This is a genomic window from Janthinobacterium aestuarii (genome assembly GCF_051380835.1).
Classification (GTDB): domain Bacteria; phylum Pseudomonadota; class Gammaproteobacteria; order Burkholderiales; family Burkholderiaceae_D; genus Janthinobacterium; species Janthinobacterium aestuarii.
Genome location: NZ_JBNYXU010000002.1, coordinates 553,584 through 570,764, shown reverse-complemented (window position 1 = coordinate 570,764; position 17,181 = coordinate 553,584). Strand labels below are relative to the sequence as shown.

Sequence of the window (17,181 nt, the reverse complement as noted above, 5' to 3'; positions counted from 1 at the left end):
CGGGTTTTTTTATGCCTGCCATGCGGCGCACGGCAGTATCCGATGGGCTTGCGCCAGATCAGCTAAAATGATTCCACCAATACATTGAAACGGGAGTTCACATGGCAAGCAAGAAACCGAGCAAAGTTGCAAAGATCGACATCGGCATTTCCGAGGCGGACCGCGCGAAGATTGCGGAAGGCCTGTCCGGCCTGCTGGCCGACAGCTACACCTTGTACCTGATGACCCATAATTTTCACTGGAACGTCAAGGGGCCGATGTTCAACACCCTGCACCTGATGTTCATGACGCAATACACGGAACAGTGGGCCGCGCTGGACCTGATCGCCGAGCGCATCCGCGCCCTCGGCTATCCGGCGCCGGGCACCTACAAGGAATTCGTCAAGCTCGCTTCGATCAAGGAAATTGACGGCGTGCCGCCGGCGCTGGACATGGTCAGCCATCTGGTGTCGGCACAGGAAGCGACCGCGCGCACGGCGCGCCGCCTGTTCCCGCTGCTGGAAAAAGCCAATGACCAGCCGACGGCCGACCTGATTACGCAGCGCCTCGATTTGCATGAGAAGACGGCGTGGATGCTGCGCAGCCTGCTCGAGGAATAAATCCCCTATGGCGGTGCTAATTCCCCCGTGGCTATTGACGCCATCCGGAATTGCGTTAGACTGCTTGCATATAGGTGTTTGGCAAGAATAATATCAGGCAGTACAGCGCATTAAACCCCGTCGCTTATATAGGCTGCGGGGTTTTTTATTTTCGGATTCACAAAGATGGAGGCATCATGGCTGAATGGGTAGGCTGGTTTGTAGCGGCTGGCGCGGTATTGATCCTGGAGCTGTTTACGGGCACGTTTTATTTGCTGATGATCGCCATCGGCGTCAGTGCCGGAGGATTGGTGGCGCTGGCGGGCGGAAATGGCAGCTGGCAGGCCCTGACGGCCGCGATTGTCGGCGTGGCGGCCACCCTGTTATTGCGGCGCAGCCGTTTTGGCAAGGCGGCGCGGCGCGATGCGGCGCAGGATCCGAATGTGAATCTCGATATCGGCCAAAGCGTGGTGGTCGCGCATTGGGTCGATGGCGCGGCGCGCGTCATGTATCGCGGCGCCTTGTGGGATGTGGAACTGATTCCCGGCAGCGATACGCAGGCCGGTCATTACACCATACGTGCCGTGCGTGGCAGCCGTTTGATAGTTGGATAACCTGGAGAATAGATTATGGAAGTAAGCATCGGAAGCGTGTCGCTGATCTTGTTATTGCTGGCGTTGGTATTTGTCTTCAAGACGGTCAATGTCGTGCCGCAGCAGCATGCCTGGGTGGTGGAACGCCTGGGCAAGTTCCATGCGGTATTGGGTCCTGGCCTGAATATTGTCGTGCCTTTTGTTGACCGTATCGCTTACAAGCATGTGCTCAAGGAAATTCCACTCGACGTGCCGCCGCAGGTGTGCATTACGCGCGACAATACGCAATTGCAGGTCGATGGCATTTTGTATTTCCAGATTACCGATGCCATGCGGGCTTCGTATGGTTCGTCGAATTATATTGCCGCCATTACGCAACTGGCGCAAACGACCTTGCGCTCGGTGATCGGTAAGATGGAACTCGACAAGACATTTGAAGAACGCGACCATATCAATACGGCCATCGTGAATGCCATCGATGAATCGGCGGCGAATTGGGGCGTCAAGGTATTGCGCTATGAAATCAAGGATTTGACGCCGCCCAAGGAAATCCTGCATGCGATGCAGGCGCAGATTACGGCCGAGCGCGAAAAGCGCGCGCTGATTGCCGCCTCGGAAGGGCGCAAGCAGGAGCAGATCAATATCGCCAGCGGCGAGCGCGAAGCGGCCATCGCCCGCTCCGAAGGCGAAAAGCAGGCATCGATCAACCGCGCCGAAGGCCAGGCCACGGCCATCGTCGCGCTGGCGCAGGCCAGCGCCGAGGCGCTGCGCCAGGTGGGGGCCGCCATCCGCGAGCCGGGCGGCGAAGATGCCGTCAATCTGAAAGTAGCCGAGCAGTATGTGGGCGCCTTCGCGCAATTGGCGAAAACGAATAACTCGATTATCGTCCCGGCCAATCTTGGTGATATGAGCGGTTTGATCGCCACGGCGATGCAGGTGGTGAAAACGCAGAAGCCGAAAGGCGGCGTGGCTATTCCCTGATTGCCTGCTGACTGGATCAATAGCAAGTTGGTTGTCAATACTGCCCGCTGTATAGCGGGCAGTTTGCATTTGCGTCGCCCTGATTATCTGGCAGCAGCGGAGTGGGGAGTATCTGTGGCTGAGTGTGTAACGCTGAAAATATTTTCTTCATGCTATGCTGTGCGCACTTTCGGGATTATGTGTTGTCGCGCGGCGCTTGGAGCTGATGCGTGATAGGCGATAGTATTGGCCCTATGTCTATTTTGAATTGCTATTTTTAATTACTATAAATTGCAATGAAACAAAAAGTATTGCAAAATAAATGCGGCCGATGACGTTGTATTGAATCGTTGCCGCACAAAGCAGGGCTACTTGCGCAGACGGCCCATGTGCGATGTCCGCCCCCTTGATTGAAGAATCGCATCGCTTGAAAGCCGGGGAAATGAGGCTTTGAGTAAAAGAATTGTAAAAAACAATCAAATCTTCAGAAAAATCACCTCAGTCGCGTTACAATTGGATAGAATTTAACTGTTCAGTTATATTTTTCAACCCACACAAGGAAATATCATGGATCTGTCCAGCTTATCCCTGTCCGAACTGCGCACCTTGCAGGACGACATCAAGAAGCAAATGAAAAAACGCGAACAGGACGATCTGTCCAAAGCGCGCGAACAAATTTTGGCGATCGCCCAGAGCGTCGGCGTTTCCGTAAAAGATCTGGTGGGCACGGGTATCCGCGCTAAAACCGGCACGGTTGCGGTGCGCTATCGCAATCCGGATGATGCGACGCAACAATGGACTGGCCGTGGCCGTCAACCGAAATGGGTCAAAGAATGGACCGATTCGGGCAAGTCGCGTGATCTGCTGAAGGTGTAATGTAGTAATACGCCATTCATTCGGATGCTTGTCCTGTGCGGTAGGGCAGGTGTGATACAAGGCAGTATGCAAGCATCCGGAACTTTCCTCGTTTATTGTCGTTGGCCAGACAGGTCAAGCTGACGTACATTGCTTATTTCCATGGTATTTTCTCCAATACCAGTCTATTCCCGCCTTATCTCTTTTCTTCCCTGTTTTATTCCATCGCGCCGAGTTTTCTTTCCGCTTGCCGCAGGCAATCGACAAAATAAAACCCGGCATATAGCCGGGCTTGTTGGTATTGGCGCAGCACGCTGCGCGCAGTGCCGGATCAGCGGCGGTGCGACTTCATTGCCGCCTGCACTTCGCGTGCGCCATCACGGTCGCGTTCCGCCGCCCGCTTGTCGTGCTGCTTCTTGCCTTTGGCCAGGCCGATTTCGCATTTCACGCGGCCGCCCTTGTAGTGCAGGTTGAGCGGTACCAGGGTGTAGCCGGAGCGTTCCACCTTGCCGATCAGTTTATCCATTTCCGTGCGGTGCAGCAGCAGCTTGCGCGTGCGTACGGCTTCCGGATGGATATGGGTAGAGGCGGTCGGCAGGGCGCTGATATGCGCGCCGAACAGGAAGAGTTCATCGCCGCGGACGACGACGTAGGCTTCCTTGATTTGTACGCGGGCGTCGCGGATGGCTTTGACTTCCCAGCCTTCCAGCACGATGCCCGCTTCGTAGCGATCCTCGATAAAGTAGTCGTGGAAGGCTTTTCTGTTGTCTGCTATGGTCATGAGATGGTAAATGTGCGCGGGTCGGTTAAACTACTGTCTCGCGCAAGCGCGATAAAATCAAATGTATCCAACATCATAGCAAATGGTTCTTCAATGGCAGTAGTACATAAATCAGTTTTTCTCGGCTATAGCGCCGAACAAATGTTCGCGCTGGTGGCGGCGGTGGAGGATTATCCCAAATTCCTGCCCTGGTGCGGTGCGGTCGAGATTCGCGAGCGGGGCGAGAACACGGTGGTCGCCAGCGTGGGCATACATTACCACGGCGTGCGCCAAAGCTTCACCACGTCCAACGAGAACGTGCCGCCCACTTCTATCAAGATGAAGCTGGTGGACGGTCCTTTCAAGACCCTCGATGGCGTGTGGACCTTCAAGGCCCTGCGCGAAGACGCCTGCAAGATCGAACTGGACCTGCACTACGAGTTTTCCAGCCGTGTACTGGAGCAGATCATCGGCCCCGTCTTCGGCATGATCGCCAACAGCATGGTCGACTCGTTCTGCAAGCGCGCGGAGACAGTGTATGGCTGAGGCCAGCATCCACGTGCAAGTCTGCCATGCCTTGCCGGATAGCAGCTTCCTGCGCGCCTTGACGGTGCCTGCCGGCACCACCATCGAACAGGCGGTGGCGCAGAGCGGCTTGCTGCAGGCCATCCCCGGCATCGACCTTGCCGTGAATATGGTGGGCATCTATGGCAAGAAGAAGCCGCTCGATACGGTATTGCGCGAACATGACCGGGTGGAAGTGTACCGTCCCTTGCAGGCGGACCCGAAAGAGGCGCGCCGGCGCAGGGCTGGCGGCAAGCCTGCCAAGGCTTAGCTGCCGAGCGCATCTGCGCGCAGCTGCAAGCCCAGCGCGCGCGTCACCTTCAGGATCGTGGCAAAGCTGGGATTACCTTCGCCGGACAGCGCCTTGTACAGGCTTTCCCTACCCAGGCCAGTATCCTTGGCCAATTGCGTCATGCCGCGTGCCTTGGCGATATTGCCAAGCGCCTTGGCGATAAACGATGCGTCGTCGCCAGCTTCTTCAAGGCAGGCTTCAAAGTAGGCGAGTATATCTTCTTCGGTCTTCAAATGCTGTGCGCTATCCCATTTGCTGAGTTTCTGTGTCATGGCAATCTCTTAGAGTTGTTGCGCCAGTCGCAGCGCGATCTTGATATCTTTCGCCTGTGTGGATTTATTTCCGCCCGCCAGGAGGATGACGATTTCCATGCCGCGCTGCGTGAAATAGACGCGGTATCCTGGGCCGTAATCGATACGCATTTCCAGCACGCCATGTCCGACAAGCTTGCAATCGCCAAAGTTGCCATCTTCGGCACGGTCGATACGCGCCTGGATGCGAAAAAAGGCGCGTCTGTCCGTCAGATTGCTGAACCAGTTGTCAAAGGTCGCAGTGGTCAGGACGCTTTTCTATATCGAGTGTATTATTTGGGATACATAAAGGCAAGCAAATAAATCAAATTCAAGCAAAGTTATCGTGACTTTTGTAAAGGTTTAGGACAAGAACCAAGAATTTCCGTATAACTTGCTTCGTGCAGCGGGGAGCTAGGATTTATGCGGGTTGCAGGCCCGCGCTTGTTTTTGTGGGCGAAACGTGGGCGAAAATCAAGCCGCGCCTGTTTTCCGGTCATCGGTCATTTTGAGGTATGGATCAGGCAACACTCCGCCTTCCTGCTCCAGCCAGCGCCCATAGGTTCGGGTGATCATCGTCGTATCTGTATGCCCCATCTGCTTTGCCACGTACATCGGATTTACACCTGTCGAAAGTAATGTTGACGCGAAGGTATGGCGCGTTTGATACGGATTCCGGTACCGCACTTTCCCCTTTTTGATCATCTGCGCCCAGAACAGGCTCAAGCGCTGCGTATTGTCCCAGCCTTCACCTGTGGCTGGATCCTGAAACACCAAACCACCAGCAAGGAAACTATGTTGTTTCTGTGCAACCAACGCCTCAACGGCACCGCGGCGAAGCTCCACCAGGCGCCGGCCGGCGCGGGTCTTCAGTTCCTCGCGGGAAATGCCCATCACGCGTGACCGTTCGACCTTCGCCTTGAAGGCAGTCCAATCGATTGAATCCCAGCGTAGGGCAATGTATTCGCTTGGGCGCATACCAGTGTAAAAGGCAAATTGAAAGACATTTCTGGCTTGGCCTTGGGCGGCTCCGAGGATCGCCCCGATCTCTTGCGCAGAAAATGGGTCTACCTCGTATTCATTCCTGTAAGCGTCGCGGTCCAGTGTTTTGTGCAGTTTGACTCGGTCAAGCGGGTTGCTATCAATTAGATCATCGTTTATTGCAAGCTCCAGAGCGCCTCGTAAGGGGATTAGAACCTGGCGAACGGAAGTAGCCTTGAGCGAGAGATCAACGATCCAGGTGCGTAGTGCCGCAGGAGTAAGTGCAGAAAGTAAGGTATCCCCCCATTGCCCCAACAGAACTTTTTCATATACGCGCTTGTAGCTTTTCAAAGTGCTGGGCGCGAGGATGCGCTCATAAATTTCGAATTGCTGAATAAGCAGGTCACCAACGGTTACGTTCTTGCCCCGGGGTTGCAATCCGAACTTTTTCAACTGCATCGATTCGGGAAAGTACTTGGCATAGCTGAAATTACCCAGCGCAATTGCGTTCAGGATTTCGCCGCGCAGCCGCTCCGCATATTTGATATTTGCCTTGCTGTGCGCGAGTTTAAGCGTTTCCCTGCACTCGGTGCCCCGGTACATAAATTTTATGCGGATCGATTCGCTTTGGACGCCCGACCGGAGTTCGATGCCTGGCGGGCTGGACTTGTTTGTTCCCATTTTGCTACCCATTCTTCTACTGCCGGCAGGTTGATCCAAAGCCGGCCATCCACAATTTTGCATTGATTGCCGTCGAGCCACTTGCCAGCCTTGCGGCGGGCCTGCACGGAATCGACAGAATCTCCTGATATTTCGACGTAGCGCTCCAGCTTTACCCAAGTAAGGGGCTGGTGCGCACGCTCGATTGCGGCAACCATTCTGGCCACCACGTCGTGTTCGCTCATGTTCATGGCACGCTCCCATCCGCCTTACTGACAGCGATAGCGGCCAAACCAACAACTCGCGTTGGCGTCTTGATGTACCCGCTGTTCATTTCCACGTTTTCCAGGCTCTCGTGGCTGTAGACGACGCGGCCATTCAGATCTAACGCGGCGTAAAGGACTGCATGCGGGTTTGCTTCGCCCTGAATCGCTGGGGCGGCCGGCGCTGCAGCGATCATGGCGCGGAACACAGCATTGCCTGTCCAAATTTTATTGATGGCCGTGGTGTCGATCCGCACAGCCTGCGCGCCAGCGGCCTGCATGGCGTCATTTGGCTCGGCGAGCACCAGCTTCCAGCCATCCGGCACGGCCAGGTGCTGAGGCACTGCGGCCCCCGAAGGGGGAGCACCTTGCTCCAGCGCGTCAATACTAGCGTTGTTGTTCATTCTGCATGCTCCAAAAAGGTTATCTCGCAGGGCTGGCGCGGTGTCGCATCGCCCATCAGGTAAATCACGGAAGACACGCCGCCGCCCAGGACCTGGGCGCCCATGGCGCGCAGGTGGTGCTGCTTGCCGTCGAATAGCACGGGCTGGCAGGTGTGGATCGCGCGCAGCACGGCCCGGTCCAGCTTGTAGGCTGCCTCGGCCGGGGTTTCCGGCGCGGGCGTTGGGCCGCGGCTGCTCATTGCGCTGCTGGAGCACGGTGCGCGAACCATGCCACGGGACCATCGTTCTCTTCGTCGTACAGCGCAAGGAGGAACCAGCCTAGGCCTGGCGCCGTGGGATTCCAGTCCACCAATGCGCTGGGGTCGCCATCACCTTCCAGATAGCGTTCTGCCAAGTCGGGCGCGTCGCCATCCATCCACACGCGCTGGACCTCCAGCCCCTGGGCGTCTATCCATTCCTTGAATTTGGCCGCATCGCCTTCGTCAAAGGGTGGCAGATCAGGATGCTCATACCAGCCTTGAGCATCGCGTATGACTGGTGCCGCTTCAATTATCTTTTTCATATTCGCCTTTCAGGTTGTCGCGGCCAGGACGCCCGCCAGGGTCGCCGCCACGTAAATCAGGAACAGGGCCGCCGCGACGCGCGCGGCGCCTGGGCTGCGTTCGCTGCTCGGCACTTCGTCGTTGTCGGTCATGCCGCCTCCGTGGTGGGCATCTTGATGCCGCGCCAAGCATAGAATGCTGGCCTGTCAGTAGGCGAGATGCGCATGTAGTCTTCGCCGAACGTAAAGGTCGCGTCGTACTGCGCCCCTGGAAACTTGAAGTAGAGGAGCGCCTGGGCGTGGCCCAGCCTGTCGGGCCCCTGCAGTGGCGCGCGGCTTACCCAGATGCTGCCGATCTTGCAGTCTGGATACTTGACCGCAAAGAACTCTATCAGGGCCGCCTGGGCCGCCTTTTGCGCGCGCCGCTCGACAAACTCCCGCATTACGCAGCTCTGGCTGCAGTAGACGGCATCGCCGTCCGTGATGACTTCCAGGTGCTCGTGCTCTTCACCTTCGTCCTCAGCTTCCTGCTGCATGTCGTCGCTGACGCGCCGGCTGCAGTGATGACACTCGAACCACCATCCATGCTTGATCAGCACGGTCTTCGGCACCGGGCCGGGTGCGTACTGGTCGAATTGCGGGCGGCGGTTGCAGGATTCGACTTCGCTGAAGGAGCAGTCCAGTTCATTTCCACCCTCACGCCGCGCGGTGGCGCTGTCGCTTGCGAAGGTGATGACGCAATGACCCTCGTCAGGCTCCCGCACTTCATAGGCAAGAAGGCGCTTCATGGCGTCACCCGCTTGAATTCAATCGCCCACACCCACGGGTTGGCATCCCAGCTGCCGGCGCCGTTGATCTTCTCCCACAGGTCGTAATAGGCGGTGTAAGCGTCCGGCCGTGCGAATGCGCCGGGGTAGCCTTCCCAGCCGGGCAAGCCACGCATGAAGGAATCGGTGAATTTGTGTACGCCTTCCGCGATTGCATCCGCCTCGCTGCAGTCGTTCAGCCGCTCGACGCGCACCGACACGATCTCCAGCAGGATGCGGCTGGCGCGCCGGGGCATGTGGATGGAGGGATGCCACGCCGAACGCGGGTCGCCATCACCATCGTCATCGCCGGACCATTCAAAGGCACCGTCAGCCGCATAGATCACATGGCCAGAGTAGTAGCCTTGGCCGAATGGCATTTCGCTGATTGCCGTCGCAGGGCGATCAGGCGCCCAATCAATCAGATTGCAGGCCTCATCCCATGCGTGACTGATGACGCCCCACGTCTCGCGCACCCAGATGCGATCGCCTGGCTGGCCATAGGGGCAATGCGCGACCATGCCGCCCGCATAGGTGGCCGCGCCATCAATAACCGATTGCGGCGCAGGCGCCGCCAATCCGACTTTCTTGACGATGCGCCGCGTCTGCGTCTTGCTGCCGTCGAGCAAGGCGCGCACCATGGGCGCGTTGAATAGAATAGGGTGCTCTTTGCTCATGCTACAATTTCCTTATGAAAAAAATAACCAGAAAAAAATTAGCTGTCAGTGTTATGGTGACAATATTTCTTGTATTCCTGATCGCTGGATTTGGCATTGCGGTTCGTTGCAAAGGTTTTGGCTCATCCGAGGCTGCAGGATGGGCGCAAGCGATCGGTTCGTTCGGCGCGATTGTGGGTGCGGTTTATATAATGAACAGCCAGTTCCGTGATGCCACGTATCGAGCTAAAGAAGCACGTTCCACTGAGCTGGGTAATTTGCTAAAGGCAGTCGGCTCCGAAATTTCCGCATTCGAGAAAATGTTGTCAGTTATACAGTCAGACATGACCAACAATCCAAGCATGGTTTTTAGTGGACGCTATCAAATGGTTTACCCTGAAATCCTTGCTAGCTTCCCAATTTATGAGGCTTGCGCTCTTGAAATTGGGAAAATTGAAAATGATGTGTTCCGAAATGAAATTGTTGAAACGTATGCCGAGATACGTGCATTTCTTGCTGCCCTTAATAAAAACAGTACCTTTGCTGAGAGAGTTCCAATGAATGAAGCTCCCTCGGGTGATGTGGCAGTCGCGCTGGCTCATCTAGGGCCAAAACTTCAGCGGCAGTTGGAATCGCTTTCTGTACAGTTGGCTCGTCTTAAAGTGACGATCGCTAGTACTCGCGACAGCTAATTCGTGCCCTGAGTTGTCAGCACCGTGCGATTGCCGTTCGATGCCATTCCGCTCACCACGCCCTGCGCCTCCATCGCCTCGATCAGCCGGGCCGCACGGTTGTAGCCGATGCGCAGGTGGCGCTGCACCAGTGATATCGATGCTCGCTGCTGGGTGCGCACTACCTCGACGGCCTGGTCGTACAGCGGATCGCTCGCGCTGCCGTCGCCGGGCAGCACGGCGCCTGCCGCTTCGCCATTCAGCTGCAGCGCCGGCCGCTGCTGGCGGACAGGGGCATCGCCCGCAGCCGGCCGTGGGCTCGGTTCCATGATCTCAACGGCGGCTACCAGCAGCAGGTCGGCGGATTGTGAGCCGCCAGGAAGCTCCTTGGCCAGCGTCTGCGCCGATTTAATCGCGCCCTCGGCGGTTTGCTCCATGTGCTCGCGCACGCGGGCAACGGCTGGCTGCACGGTGCTGTCATACAGCTCGTTGAGCACATCGCGATAACGGGCGCGAAGCTTGTACAGATCGGCAGTCAAGTTCACGGCTCGCTCGATCTTCTGCTGGCCGGCAGCAGCCGGGCCCGCTGCTTGCGTCTCCACGTCGGCCTCGCCGCCCAACGCGTCGACCAGATCGGCCAGTAGCTTGGCCAGCTCGCTCGCCATCAGCGCGAAGTCGCCGTCGAAGCGCTCGTCGTCGTTGCGCGTGGCGCTTTCCTTGATGATCTCCAGCGGCTTGATGGACTTGATGGCCAGGCTCTCGTCCAGCACGAAGCTGATCTTGTCACTCCAGGTCATGGCCAGGCGAGTGCATTGCTTGCCGGCGGCGATATGGCGGCGGATATGGCAGCAAGACCTATCAGGAGTTCCTGCCACTATTCGAGCAGGTCGAGTTCAAATTCGTCTACACCGCCACGCCGTCGCCGAACCGCTTCAAGGAACTGATCCACTATGCCGGCTTCCTGGGTGTGATGGACACTGGGCAGGCCCTGACACGCTTCTTCCAGCGCGACAGCGAGAAGGCCGGCAAGGGAAGGAGACTCTTGTCGAGCAAACCCAGCTCGACCCCGTGAAAACGATTTTCGCCTACTGGCAGAAAATCATGGACTCGCCCAAGTCCATTCTCGACGACAAGCGCAAGCGGTTGATAGCCAAGGCGCTCAAGGGCTACTCGCCGGCTGATATCTGCAAGGCCATCCGTGGCTGCTCGAAGACGCCGCACAACATGGGGCAGAACGACGCCCAAACGAAGTACAACGGCCTGGGCCTGATCCTGCGTGACGCGGACCACATCGACCGCTTCATCCGCAACGATGCTGGCCAGGCCCGCGCCAGCGCCGGCAACGAGTCGATCGAGCAGACGAATGCCCGCGTGATGCGCGAGCTGATGGGCACTGTCGCTCCGGTCCGCGACATCATCGATGCGGTGCCAGCATGAACGCCGCCGACGCGCCACGCTTCATGCAGCTGCTGGCCGAGACGTTGGCCGCCTACGGCAAGCCGTTGCCCGAGCCTGCAATGTCCCGCGCCTGGCTGGCCAACCTGGAGCCTTACCCGCTGCGCACGGTCGCGGCCGCCATGCAGGCCTACCGTGACGAGAACGGCGAATTTGCGCCGGTACCGGCTGGCATCGCAAAGCGCTGCAAGCTCAAGCGCCTGTGCGCTGCAGAAGATCGCGGGCAACGTCGAAGACGCCGGTGACCAGGCGCTGCAATTCATGGCTGAATGGGTGGGGGAGGCAGAAGGCGGCCATATCACCATTTTCAAAGACTTCGGCGCCACTTCGTTGGCTGCCGCCAGTGCAGAGCTACTTTTCAAAGGTGCATCGAGCGGCCTGCTGTCGGCCGAGAGCTACTTCAATGAACTCAAGCGTCGCGGCATCCTGTCGCCGGATCTAGATTGGGAATCGGAACGAGCGAAGATCAAGCCACCCAAAGTTGGACGAGGCAGTTAGGGAGAAAAAGCACCAAGAGTCAGAGTTGGTATTTCGATTTCAGACACATGTTGCGCTTCGTTCTAACGGGGGAACGCTAAAATTGTTGCCGCGCGGGAATAGTGGCATAATAACAGCGTCGAAATTTCTAATTTTATGATATGACTGTTGGAGCAGTGCCAGATGGCTTTATCTTGTCTTTGCAAATCATTGCCTCGGGAATGATGGGGGCGGATTATTTTTTTGATCCTGATCAAAGAGATAATATCAATATTTGGATAAATCGAAAGGCCAAGAATTTTCAATTGCGAGCAGAGTCGAACTGGAAGTTGTCGTATCAAGAGATTTTTGTTAATAATCGGATCAAGCTCGCAATAACTTTATTCCTGTTTATTGCGTCCTTGGGAATGATGTTTTCGAAAGAGTATGTTGTGGAAAAATTTGGGCTGTGGGGCGCAGCAGTACCGGCAGCGGGTATAATTTTTTTCATGTTATCGGTTGCTATATTCTCTAGAAATGTATCGAATCATATATTTACGGCGATGTTTTCGTTAATTTTCTGGATAATGTCTTTTTTTGTGAGTTATTGTAAAAAGGGCGCTATCTTTGGAGTGGGATTCCTTTTTCTTTTGTTCTCATTCCTTTGCCGCTATCTAAATCTTCCCTAATATGTATTTCTGAATTGAAGCCGCCTTTAAATATGGCGGCTTTTTTTATGTCACAAGTGACGACGCATGGAAACTTCATTGCAAGTTGCTGGCTGTGCGTGGGCCGCTTGGATCGGCTTCAACCTGCTGATGGTCGCTCTCGCGGCGACCGTCCTGCCGGTTCACCAGGTGCACTTCGACGGATTCCGCGCGCGTCTGCCGGCCCCATTGCCCACGCAGTTGGCGCAAGCTGAGATTGCCGCCGTCGTAGCTCACGAGCATGGCCACGGCCACCACCTGCATATCTGGACCAACCTGCTGCTGCGATGCCTGCTGTTGACTCCCGGGCCGCAGCGCCGGCGCCGACAGGAAATCGAAGCCGACGACTATGCCGTCGCGGGCGGGCACGGCGCCCACCTGGCCAGTGCGCTGCGCAAGCTGTCGAACCATCCTGACGATGTATCAGGGGCCGAGCGCCTGGAGTGCATGTAACAAAAACGATTTCACCGACCGCCCTCGAGGCGGTTTTTTATTGCCGCAAGCGGACGCGACGCGGTGCACGGCCGGAAGGCCACAAATAGGGCGGATGCCCGGAAAGCTCTCAAATGAAACTGAAACTCGACGCAAATGGCAACGCAGTGCTGCAAGACGGCAAACCTGTCTACATTCTTGAAGACGGCCGCGAAGTTGCGCACGACGCCGCCGCGACCGTGGCGAAGATTTCCAGCTTGAACGGCGAGGCTATGAGCCATCGCCAGGCAAAAGAGGCTGCCGAAGCCGCGCTGAAGCCATTCAAAGATGCCGGTATCGAAGATGCCGCCGCCGCTGCTGTTGCACTGCAAACCATGGCAAATATCAATTCCGGCGACCTGACCACGGCTGCCAAGGTGCAAGAGATCAAGGATGCTGCGACGCGCTCGGCGAACGAGGCGGTCGCTGCGGCGACCCGCGCGGCCGAAGAAAAGCAGCGCACGCTGACCGAGCAGAACACGAAGCTTACCAATGACCTAAACGATCACATCATTGGCGGCTCGTTTTCGAGCTCCAAATTCATTTCCGAGAAACTGGCTATCCCGGCTGACATGGCGCGGACCTTCTTCGGCAGTCGTTTCAAGGTCGATGGCGGCAAGCTCGTTCCGATGGACCAACAGGGCAATCCGATTTTCTCGTCCACGAACCACGGTAACCATGCCGACTTCGATGAAGCCATCCAGGTCATGGTCGGCCAATACGCCAACAAAGACATGATCCTGAAAGGCAGTGGAGCCTCCGGTGGTGGCGCAGGCGGCGGAAAAACCGGCTCCGGTGGCGGCAAGGAAATCCCTCGCTCGCAGTTTTTCACCATGCCTCCGCAGGCACAGGCCGACGCGATCAAGGGCGGTGCTGTGGTTACCGACTAAGCGGCTCGCAAACATTTATCCCATCTTTTCAATGAACTATTTTTATGCCTTGCTGATGGATGTCGGCGGGGTGCTTTGGGCTGGATAGCCTATCCGTTCTACAACTCAAATCATCCCGACAGGCTCGCATTACGCGGACCTTTTTTATTTCCGAAAGGCATCACCAAATGACCATCCTCACTCTTACCGGCCTCATCCCCGATATCTACGCAGCAATGAACGTCATTGCGCGCGAGCAAGTGGGCTTCATCCCGGCCGTGTCGCGCGACTCGACCGCCGAACGCGCCGCACTGAACCAGACTGTCCGCTCGCCAGTCGTCGGCGCAATGGCCGCTGAAGACCTGACGCAAGGCGCCTACGCCGAAGACGCTGGCAATCAAACCATCAACTACGTTGATATGACGATCTCGAAGCAACGTTCAGTCCCGTTCGGCATCAACGGTGATGACACCCAGCGCCTGCAAAGCGCTGGCACGTACGCCAACATCAATCAGCAGCGTATTGCGCAGGCTCTGCGGACGCTGACCAATGAAGTGGAATCGGACTTGGCCGCCACCAGCATCAAGTTGAGCCGCGCCTACGGCGCCGTCGGCACCATTCCCTTCGGTACTGCTGGCGACCTGTCCGATTTCGCCCAGCCGAAGAAGATCCTGAAAGACAACGGTGCGCCATTGTCTGATCTGCATATGGTCTTGGGTTCCGCTGCGATGGCGAACATTGAAGGCAAGCAGTCCGGGCTGTTCCGCGTGAACGAAGCCGGTACCGATGATCTGCTGCGCCGTGGCGCGGTCACTGTAGTCCAGGGCTACGACCTGCACAATTCGGGCGCGATTGGCGATCTCATCCCAACTGGCAATGCAGCAGCCGCGACGACCAGCAATGCTGGTCACGCCAAAGGCGCTACCGTGATTAACCTTGCTGCGGCGGGTAAGGCGTATCTTCCCGCCTTTTTGGTAGGGCCAAGAACCCCGGATCCGGTGATGGCAGGGGTGGCTCTGGCGCCGCAAATTCCAGCTATGCGTTACGCCACGCCGATGATTTCCGGACCGCGCGCTCCACTTGCCACTTCAGCTCTTGTTGAAAACGCGATTGCAAGCACGACTCAGCGTACCGGCATGGTCGAAACGAATATTCATATTGATGGCGTGAGAATCGGCAAAGCGGTCACCGCCTACCAGACCAAGGTTTCGGCCGGGCCGCAGTCCGGAATTGGGCGCTTTGATTCCTCAATGGCAGCACCACAACCAGGGATATCACGATGAAGCCTGACACTTACATGCAGCTCGGCGACATGCAGTTGTCGCGCTACGAGGTGCCGGAATCGATCGGCTTTGGTGGCGAGCAGGCACTCGCTGTCCATGAGCTGACCGGTGGCCGGCGAGTTGTTGACGCGATGGGGCGCCAGGACCGCCCTCTGGAATGGTCTGGCCTGTTCATCGGCGAGAACGCCAGCGAGCGCGCTCGCTACCTGAACGCGCTGCGGATCGCTGGCAAGCAGGTCAACGTATCTTGGGCCGAGTTCGCTTACAAGGTGGTCATTCGGTCTGCGTTGCTCGACTACCGGCGTGCCTACGAGATCCCGTACACGATTTCGTGCACCGTCATCGAAGACCTGACAATCCCGGTGTCGGAGCTGACGGCATTGTCCATCGACACCGCTATCAGCGACGACATGGACGCAGCAAATGCGCTGGGCGACCAGATCGGCGATGGCCCGCTGTCGACGATGCTGGGCACGCTCAATTCCACCATCAAATCCGTGTCGTCCTTTGCCGGTGCGGCGCAGAGCACGATCACCAGCGTACTGGGCCCTGTCCTGGCCGTCCAGTCGCGCGTATCGGCGCTGATCGCCGCGACGGGCAACACGATCTCGAATATTTCGACGGTCGGCGGCGTGCTGCCGAATAACCCGATCTCGACGCAGGCCGCCAAGCTGTCCCGCCAAGTGGCGGGCTTTACGCAACTGCCGCTGCTGCTCAACCTGCAGTCGACGGTGGGGCGCATGGGCGCGAACCTGGGCGCGGTGTCCGGCGCTGGGACCAGCATCACTACCGCCGGCGGCAACCTTTTCGCCATGGCATCCAAGGCCTACGGCGATGCCTCGAAATGGGTAGGCATCGCCCGGGCCAATAAAATCAGCGACCCGGCGCTGACCGGCGTGCAAACAATCATCGTCCCGCGCGTGCCGGGAGATACGGGGGGCATCAATGCCGGTTAATCCAGATGCGGTATCCGCTGCGCGCCAGCCGCGCGGCATTGTCAATGTGGGCGGTGTACGCGTCGACGGCTGGGTGCGGTTCGAGGCCGACAACAATACCTTCAGCGAGGCCGACACGTTCCGCGTGGTGTTCGCGCTGTCGGCGCTGCCGACCGCCTACGGCGATTCATTTTGGGCATCGCAGTCCGAAGTGTTTGTCGAGGTGTTTGCCGGCTTCCCTGCCGACGCCGAGCACTATAGTGCCGAGGAGTTGCGGAGTTGGGTCTACGGGCGCGTCGATGACGTCGAGTTCGACCCCGTGGCGCGCACAGTGGTTGTCTCAGGGCGCGACCTGACGGCCATCCTGATCGACGCGCGGACCATGGAGTCGTTCCAGAACCTGACCGCGTCCCAGGTGGCCACAAAGCTGGCCCTGCGCCATGGCTTTACGCCAGTGGTCACGGCGACAAAGGACATGGTCGGCAGCTACTACGAGACAGACACGATCAAGGTCAACACCCAGCGCAGCGAGTGGGATATTTTGACGACGCTGGCGGCGGCCGAGGGTTTTACCTGCTTTGTGCGCGGCAAGGAACTTCACTTCGAGCCGATCGCGCCAGCGCCGGTCGACGGCTACGCGCTGAAATGGGAGGCGCCAAACGACCAAACGGGCGCCTACAGCTTCAACGGCAAGGCCATCAGCTTTCGCCGCGCGCTGAGCATCGCCCGCGGCGTGGTTGTAGAGGTGACCTACACCGTGCCGAACAAAAAAGGCACGTTCCGTGTGCGCTATCCGAGCAAGGCCGCCGATATCAAAGTGGGGCAGAGCGCCGCTTCGGCGCAACTCTACCGCATCACCATGCTCGGCACCAGCCCACAGGGCGCGCTGAATCGGGCGCAGCGGGAGCACGCCGCAATCACGAAGCACGAGGTCAAGATGGTGGCAAGCCTGCCGGCCGACGACATCCTGACGACGACGAACATCATCACAGTGACCGGCACCGGTACTGCGTTTGATCAAACCTATTATCCGGAGAGCATCGTGCGCGAAATGGATGTCAGCACCGGCTATTCGATGACTGTGCACGCGAAAAACCATTCGCCGGAAACGGTCGTGGCGATATGAGGGGC

Annotated in this window: 28 protein-coding genes and 1 pseudogene; 16 read left to right on the top strand and 13 right to left on the bottom strand. The window is 57.7% G+C overall.

The annotated features are described in order from the left end of the window. The first annotated feature begins 101 nt into the window (after positions 1-101). The 4 genes from ACQ4WO_RS08675 (at position 102) to ACQ4WO_RS08660 (ending at position 3,007) form a co-directional block, all read left to right on the top strand. Positions 102-599 carry a Dps family protein gene (locus ACQ4WO_RS08675; RefSeq protein ID WP_034752224.1) on the top strand — a complete coding sequence of 166 codons (498 nt, stop codon included), beginning with the start codon at positions 102-104 and terminating at the stop codon, positions 597-599. 176 nt (positions 600-775) lie between these two features. Then, on the top strand, positions 776-1,192 hold the full coding sequence (locus ACQ4WO_RS08670) for an NfeD family protein (protein WP_436481056.1): 417 nt from the start codon (positions 776-778) through the stop codon (positions 1,190-1,192). 15 nt (positions 1,193-1,207) lie between these two features. Beyond that, the gene (locus ACQ4WO_RS08665) at positions 1,208-2,152 is read left to right on the top strand and encodes an SPFH domain-containing protein (RefSeq protein ID WP_034752220.1); all 945 of its coding nucleotides are present in this window, start codon (positions 1,208-1,210) and stop codon (positions 2,150-2,152) included. 546 nt (positions 2,153-2,698) lie between these two features. After that, positions 2,699-3,007 carry an H-NS histone family protein gene (locus tag ACQ4WO_RS08660; RefSeq protein WP_010397665.1) on the top strand — a complete coding sequence of 103 codons (309 nt, stop codon included), beginning with the start codon at positions 2,699-2,701 and terminating at the stop codon, positions 3,005-3,007. Between the two features lie 310 nt (positions 3,008-3,317). Here the strand turns inward: ACQ4WO_RS08660 and smpB are convergent, their stop codons facing one another. Then, positions 3,318-3,767 carry an SsrA-binding protein SmpB gene (gene smpB / locus ACQ4WO_RS08655; protein WP_034752217.1) on the bottom strand — a complete coding sequence of 150 codons (450 nt, stop codon included), beginning with the start codon at positions 3,765-3,767 and terminating at the stop codon, positions 3,318-3,320. A gap of 93 nt (positions 3,768-3,860) precedes the next feature. Between smpB and ACQ4WO_RS08650 the strand changes: the two genes are divergently transcribed. Beyond that, entirely contained in the window at positions 3,861-4,292 is a 432-nt protein-coding gene (locus ACQ4WO_RS08650) for a type II toxin-antitoxin system RatA family toxin (RefSeq protein ID WP_035818194.1), read from the top strand. After that, positions 4,285-4,581, top strand: a complete 297-nt coding sequence (locus tag ACQ4WO_RS08645; protein ID WP_436481055.1) for an RnfH family protein — start codon at positions 4,285-4,287, stop codon at positions 4,579-4,581. Before ACQ4WO_RS08650 ends, ACQ4WO_RS08645 begins: the two co-directional genes overlap by 8 nt. Here ACQ4WO_RS08645 and ACQ4WO_RS08640 read toward each other — a convergent pair. The 10 genes from ACQ4WO_RS08640 to ACQ4WO_RS08595 all read right to left on the bottom strand — a co-directional run bounded on the left by ACQ4WO_RS08640 (position 4,578) and on the right by ACQ4WO_RS08595 (position 9,224). Next, positions 4,578-4,874 (bottom strand): addiction module antidote protein, encoded by a 297-nt coding sequence (locus ACQ4WO_RS08640; RefSeq protein ID WP_436481054.1) that lies wholly within the window; start codon positions 4,872-4,874, stop codon positions 4,578-4,580. The two genes, ACQ4WO_RS08645 and ACQ4WO_RS08640, sit on opposite strands and share 4 nt — an antisense overlap. Before the next feature lie 9 nt (positions 4,875-4,883). After that, complete coding sequence (locus ACQ4WO_RS08635; protein ID WP_436481183.1) at positions 4,884-5,126, bottom strand: type II toxin-antitoxin system RelE/ParE family toxin; 243 nt, start codon at positions 5,124-5,126, stop codon at positions 4,884-4,886. A 240-nt stretch (positions 5,127-5,366) separates the two neighbouring features. After that, positions 5,367-6,476, bottom strand: coding sequence for an Arm DNA-binding domain-containing protein (locus ACQ4WO_RS08630; protein ID WP_436481053.1), 1,110 nt, complete (start codon positions 6,474-6,476; stop codon positions 5,367-5,369). Between the two features lie 5 nt (positions 6,477-6,481). Further along, positions 6,482-6,784 (bottom strand): excisionase family protein, encoded by a 303-nt coding sequence (gene xisR, locus ACQ4WO_RS08625; protein WP_219726802.1) that lies wholly within the window; start codon positions 6,782-6,784, stop codon positions 6,482-6,484. Further along, a complete protein-coding gene (locus ACQ4WO_RS08620) occupies positions 6,781-7,200 on the bottom strand; it encodes a hypothetical protein (protein WP_436481052.1) in 420 nt (139 codons plus the stop codon). Before ACQ4WO_RS08620 ends, xisR begins: the two co-directional genes overlap by 4 nt. Further along, complete coding sequence (locus ACQ4WO_RS08615) at positions 7,197-7,439, bottom strand: hypothetical protein (protein ID WP_436481051.1); 243 nt, start codon at positions 7,437-7,439, stop codon at positions 7,197-7,199. Before ACQ4WO_RS08615 ends, ACQ4WO_RS08620 begins: the two co-directional genes overlap by 4 nt. Continuing rightward, positions 7,436-7,762 carry a hypothetical protein gene (locus tag ACQ4WO_RS08610; protein ID WP_436481050.1) on the bottom strand — a complete coding sequence of 109 codons (327 nt, stop codon included), beginning with the start codon at positions 7,760-7,762 and terminating at the stop codon, positions 7,436-7,438. The genes ACQ4WO_RS08615 and ACQ4WO_RS08610 overlap by 4 nt, the downstream gene beginning before the upstream one ends. A 9-nt stretch (positions 7,763-7,771) precedes the next feature. After that, the gene (locus ACQ4WO_RS08605) at positions 7,772-7,894 is read right to left on the bottom strand and encodes a hypothetical protein (protein ID WP_436481049.1); all 123 of its coding nucleotides are present in this window, start codon (positions 7,892-7,894) and stop codon (positions 7,772-7,774) included. Continuing rightward, entirely contained in the window at positions 7,891-8,529 is a 639-nt protein-coding gene (locus tag ACQ4WO_RS08600) for a hypothetical protein (RefSeq protein ID WP_436481048.1), read from the bottom strand. The genes ACQ4WO_RS08605 and ACQ4WO_RS08600 overlap by 4 nt, the downstream gene beginning before the upstream one ends. After that, positions 8,526-9,224 (bottom strand): hypothetical protein, encoded by a 699-nt coding sequence (locus ACQ4WO_RS08595; protein WP_436481047.1) that lies wholly within the window; start codon positions 9,222-9,224, stop codon positions 8,526-8,528. The genes ACQ4WO_RS08600 and ACQ4WO_RS08595 overlap by 4 nt, the downstream gene beginning before the upstream one ends. 14 nt (positions 9,225-9,238) lie before the next feature. Between ACQ4WO_RS08595 and ACQ4WO_RS08590 the strand changes: the two genes are divergently transcribed. Further along, on the top strand, positions 9,239-9,895 hold the full coding sequence (locus ACQ4WO_RS08590) for a hypothetical protein (RefSeq protein ID WP_436481046.1): 657 nt from the start codon (positions 9,239-9,241) through the stop codon (positions 9,893-9,895). Here ACQ4WO_RS08590 and ACQ4WO_RS08585 read toward each other — a convergent pair. Both ACQ4WO_RS08585 and rdgC read right to left on the bottom strand, forming a co-directional pair. Continuing rightward, positions 9,892-10,419 carry a DNA translocase FtsK gene (locus ACQ4WO_RS08585; RefSeq protein ID WP_436481182.1) on the bottom strand — a complete coding sequence of 176 codons (528 nt, stop codon included), beginning with the start codon at positions 10,417-10,419 and terminating at the stop codon, positions 9,892-9,894. The genes ACQ4WO_RS08590 and ACQ4WO_RS08585 overlap by 4 nt on opposite strands. Positions 10,420-10,479: 60 nt before the next feature. Continuing rightward, positions 10,480-10,716, bottom strand: a pseudogene (gene rdgC / locus ACQ4WO_RS08580) (recombination-associated protein RdgC); the annotation flags it as partial. Between the two features lie 226 nt (positions 10,717-10,942). Between rdgC and ACQ4WO_RS08575 the strand changes: the two are divergent. The 9 genes from ACQ4WO_RS08575 to ACQ4WO_RS08535 all read left to right on the top strand — a co-directional run bounded on the left by ACQ4WO_RS08575 (position 10,943) and on the right by ACQ4WO_RS08535 (position 17,176). After that, positions 10,943-11,311 carry a hypothetical protein gene (locus tag ACQ4WO_RS08575; RefSeq protein ID WP_436481045.1) on the top strand — a complete coding sequence of 123 codons (369 nt, stop codon included), beginning with the start codon at positions 10,943-10,945 and terminating at the stop codon, positions 11,309-11,311. Beyond that, positions 11,308-11,574: a hypothetical protein gene (locus tag ACQ4WO_RS08570; RefSeq protein ID WP_436481044.1), complete on the top strand. Its 267-nt coding sequence runs from the start codon at positions 11,308-11,310 to the stop codon at positions 11,572-11,574. The genes ACQ4WO_RS08575 and ACQ4WO_RS08570 overlap by 4 nt, the downstream gene beginning before the upstream one ends. A 16-nt stretch (positions 11,575-11,590) precedes the next feature. Then, entirely contained in the window at positions 11,591-11,827 is a 237-nt protein-coding gene (locus tag ACQ4WO_RS08565; RefSeq protein WP_436481043.1) for a hypothetical protein, read from the top strand. Positions 11,828-11,967: 140 nt separating this feature from the next. Further along, positions 11,968-12,474 carry a hypothetical protein gene (locus ACQ4WO_RS08560; protein ID WP_436481042.1) on the top strand — a complete coding sequence of 169 codons (507 nt, stop codon included), beginning with the start codon at positions 11,968-11,970 and terminating at the stop codon, positions 12,472-12,474. Positions 12,475-12,540: 66 nt separating this feature from the next. After that, complete coding sequence (locus ACQ4WO_RS08555) at positions 12,541-12,945, top strand: hypothetical protein (protein WP_436481041.1); 405 nt, start codon at positions 12,541-12,543, stop codon at positions 12,943-12,945. A 113-nt stretch (positions 12,946-13,058) separates the two neighbouring features. Then, entirely contained in the window at positions 13,059-13,853 is a 795-nt protein-coding gene (locus ACQ4WO_RS08550; protein WP_436481040.1) for a DUF6651 domain-containing protein, read from the top strand. Positions 13,854-14,020: 167 nt separating this feature from the next. Continuing rightward, entirely contained in the window at positions 14,021-15,115 is a 1,095-nt protein-coding gene (locus ACQ4WO_RS08545) for a major capsid protein (RefSeq protein WP_436481039.1), read from the top strand. Beyond that, positions 15,112-16,071, top strand: a complete 960-nt coding sequence (locus ACQ4WO_RS08540) for a hypothetical protein (protein ID WP_436481038.1) — start codon at positions 15,112-15,114, stop codon at positions 16,069-16,071. The genes ACQ4WO_RS08545 and ACQ4WO_RS08540 overlap by 4 nt, the downstream gene beginning before the upstream one ends. Next, on the top strand, positions 16,061-17,176 hold the full coding sequence (locus tag ACQ4WO_RS08535) for a hypothetical protein (protein WP_436481037.1): 1,116 nt from the start codon (positions 16,061-16,063) through the stop codon (positions 17,174-17,176). The genes ACQ4WO_RS08540 and ACQ4WO_RS08535 overlap by 11 nt, the downstream gene beginning before the upstream one ends. The last annotated feature ends 5 nt before the right edge of the window (positions 17,177-17,181 follow it).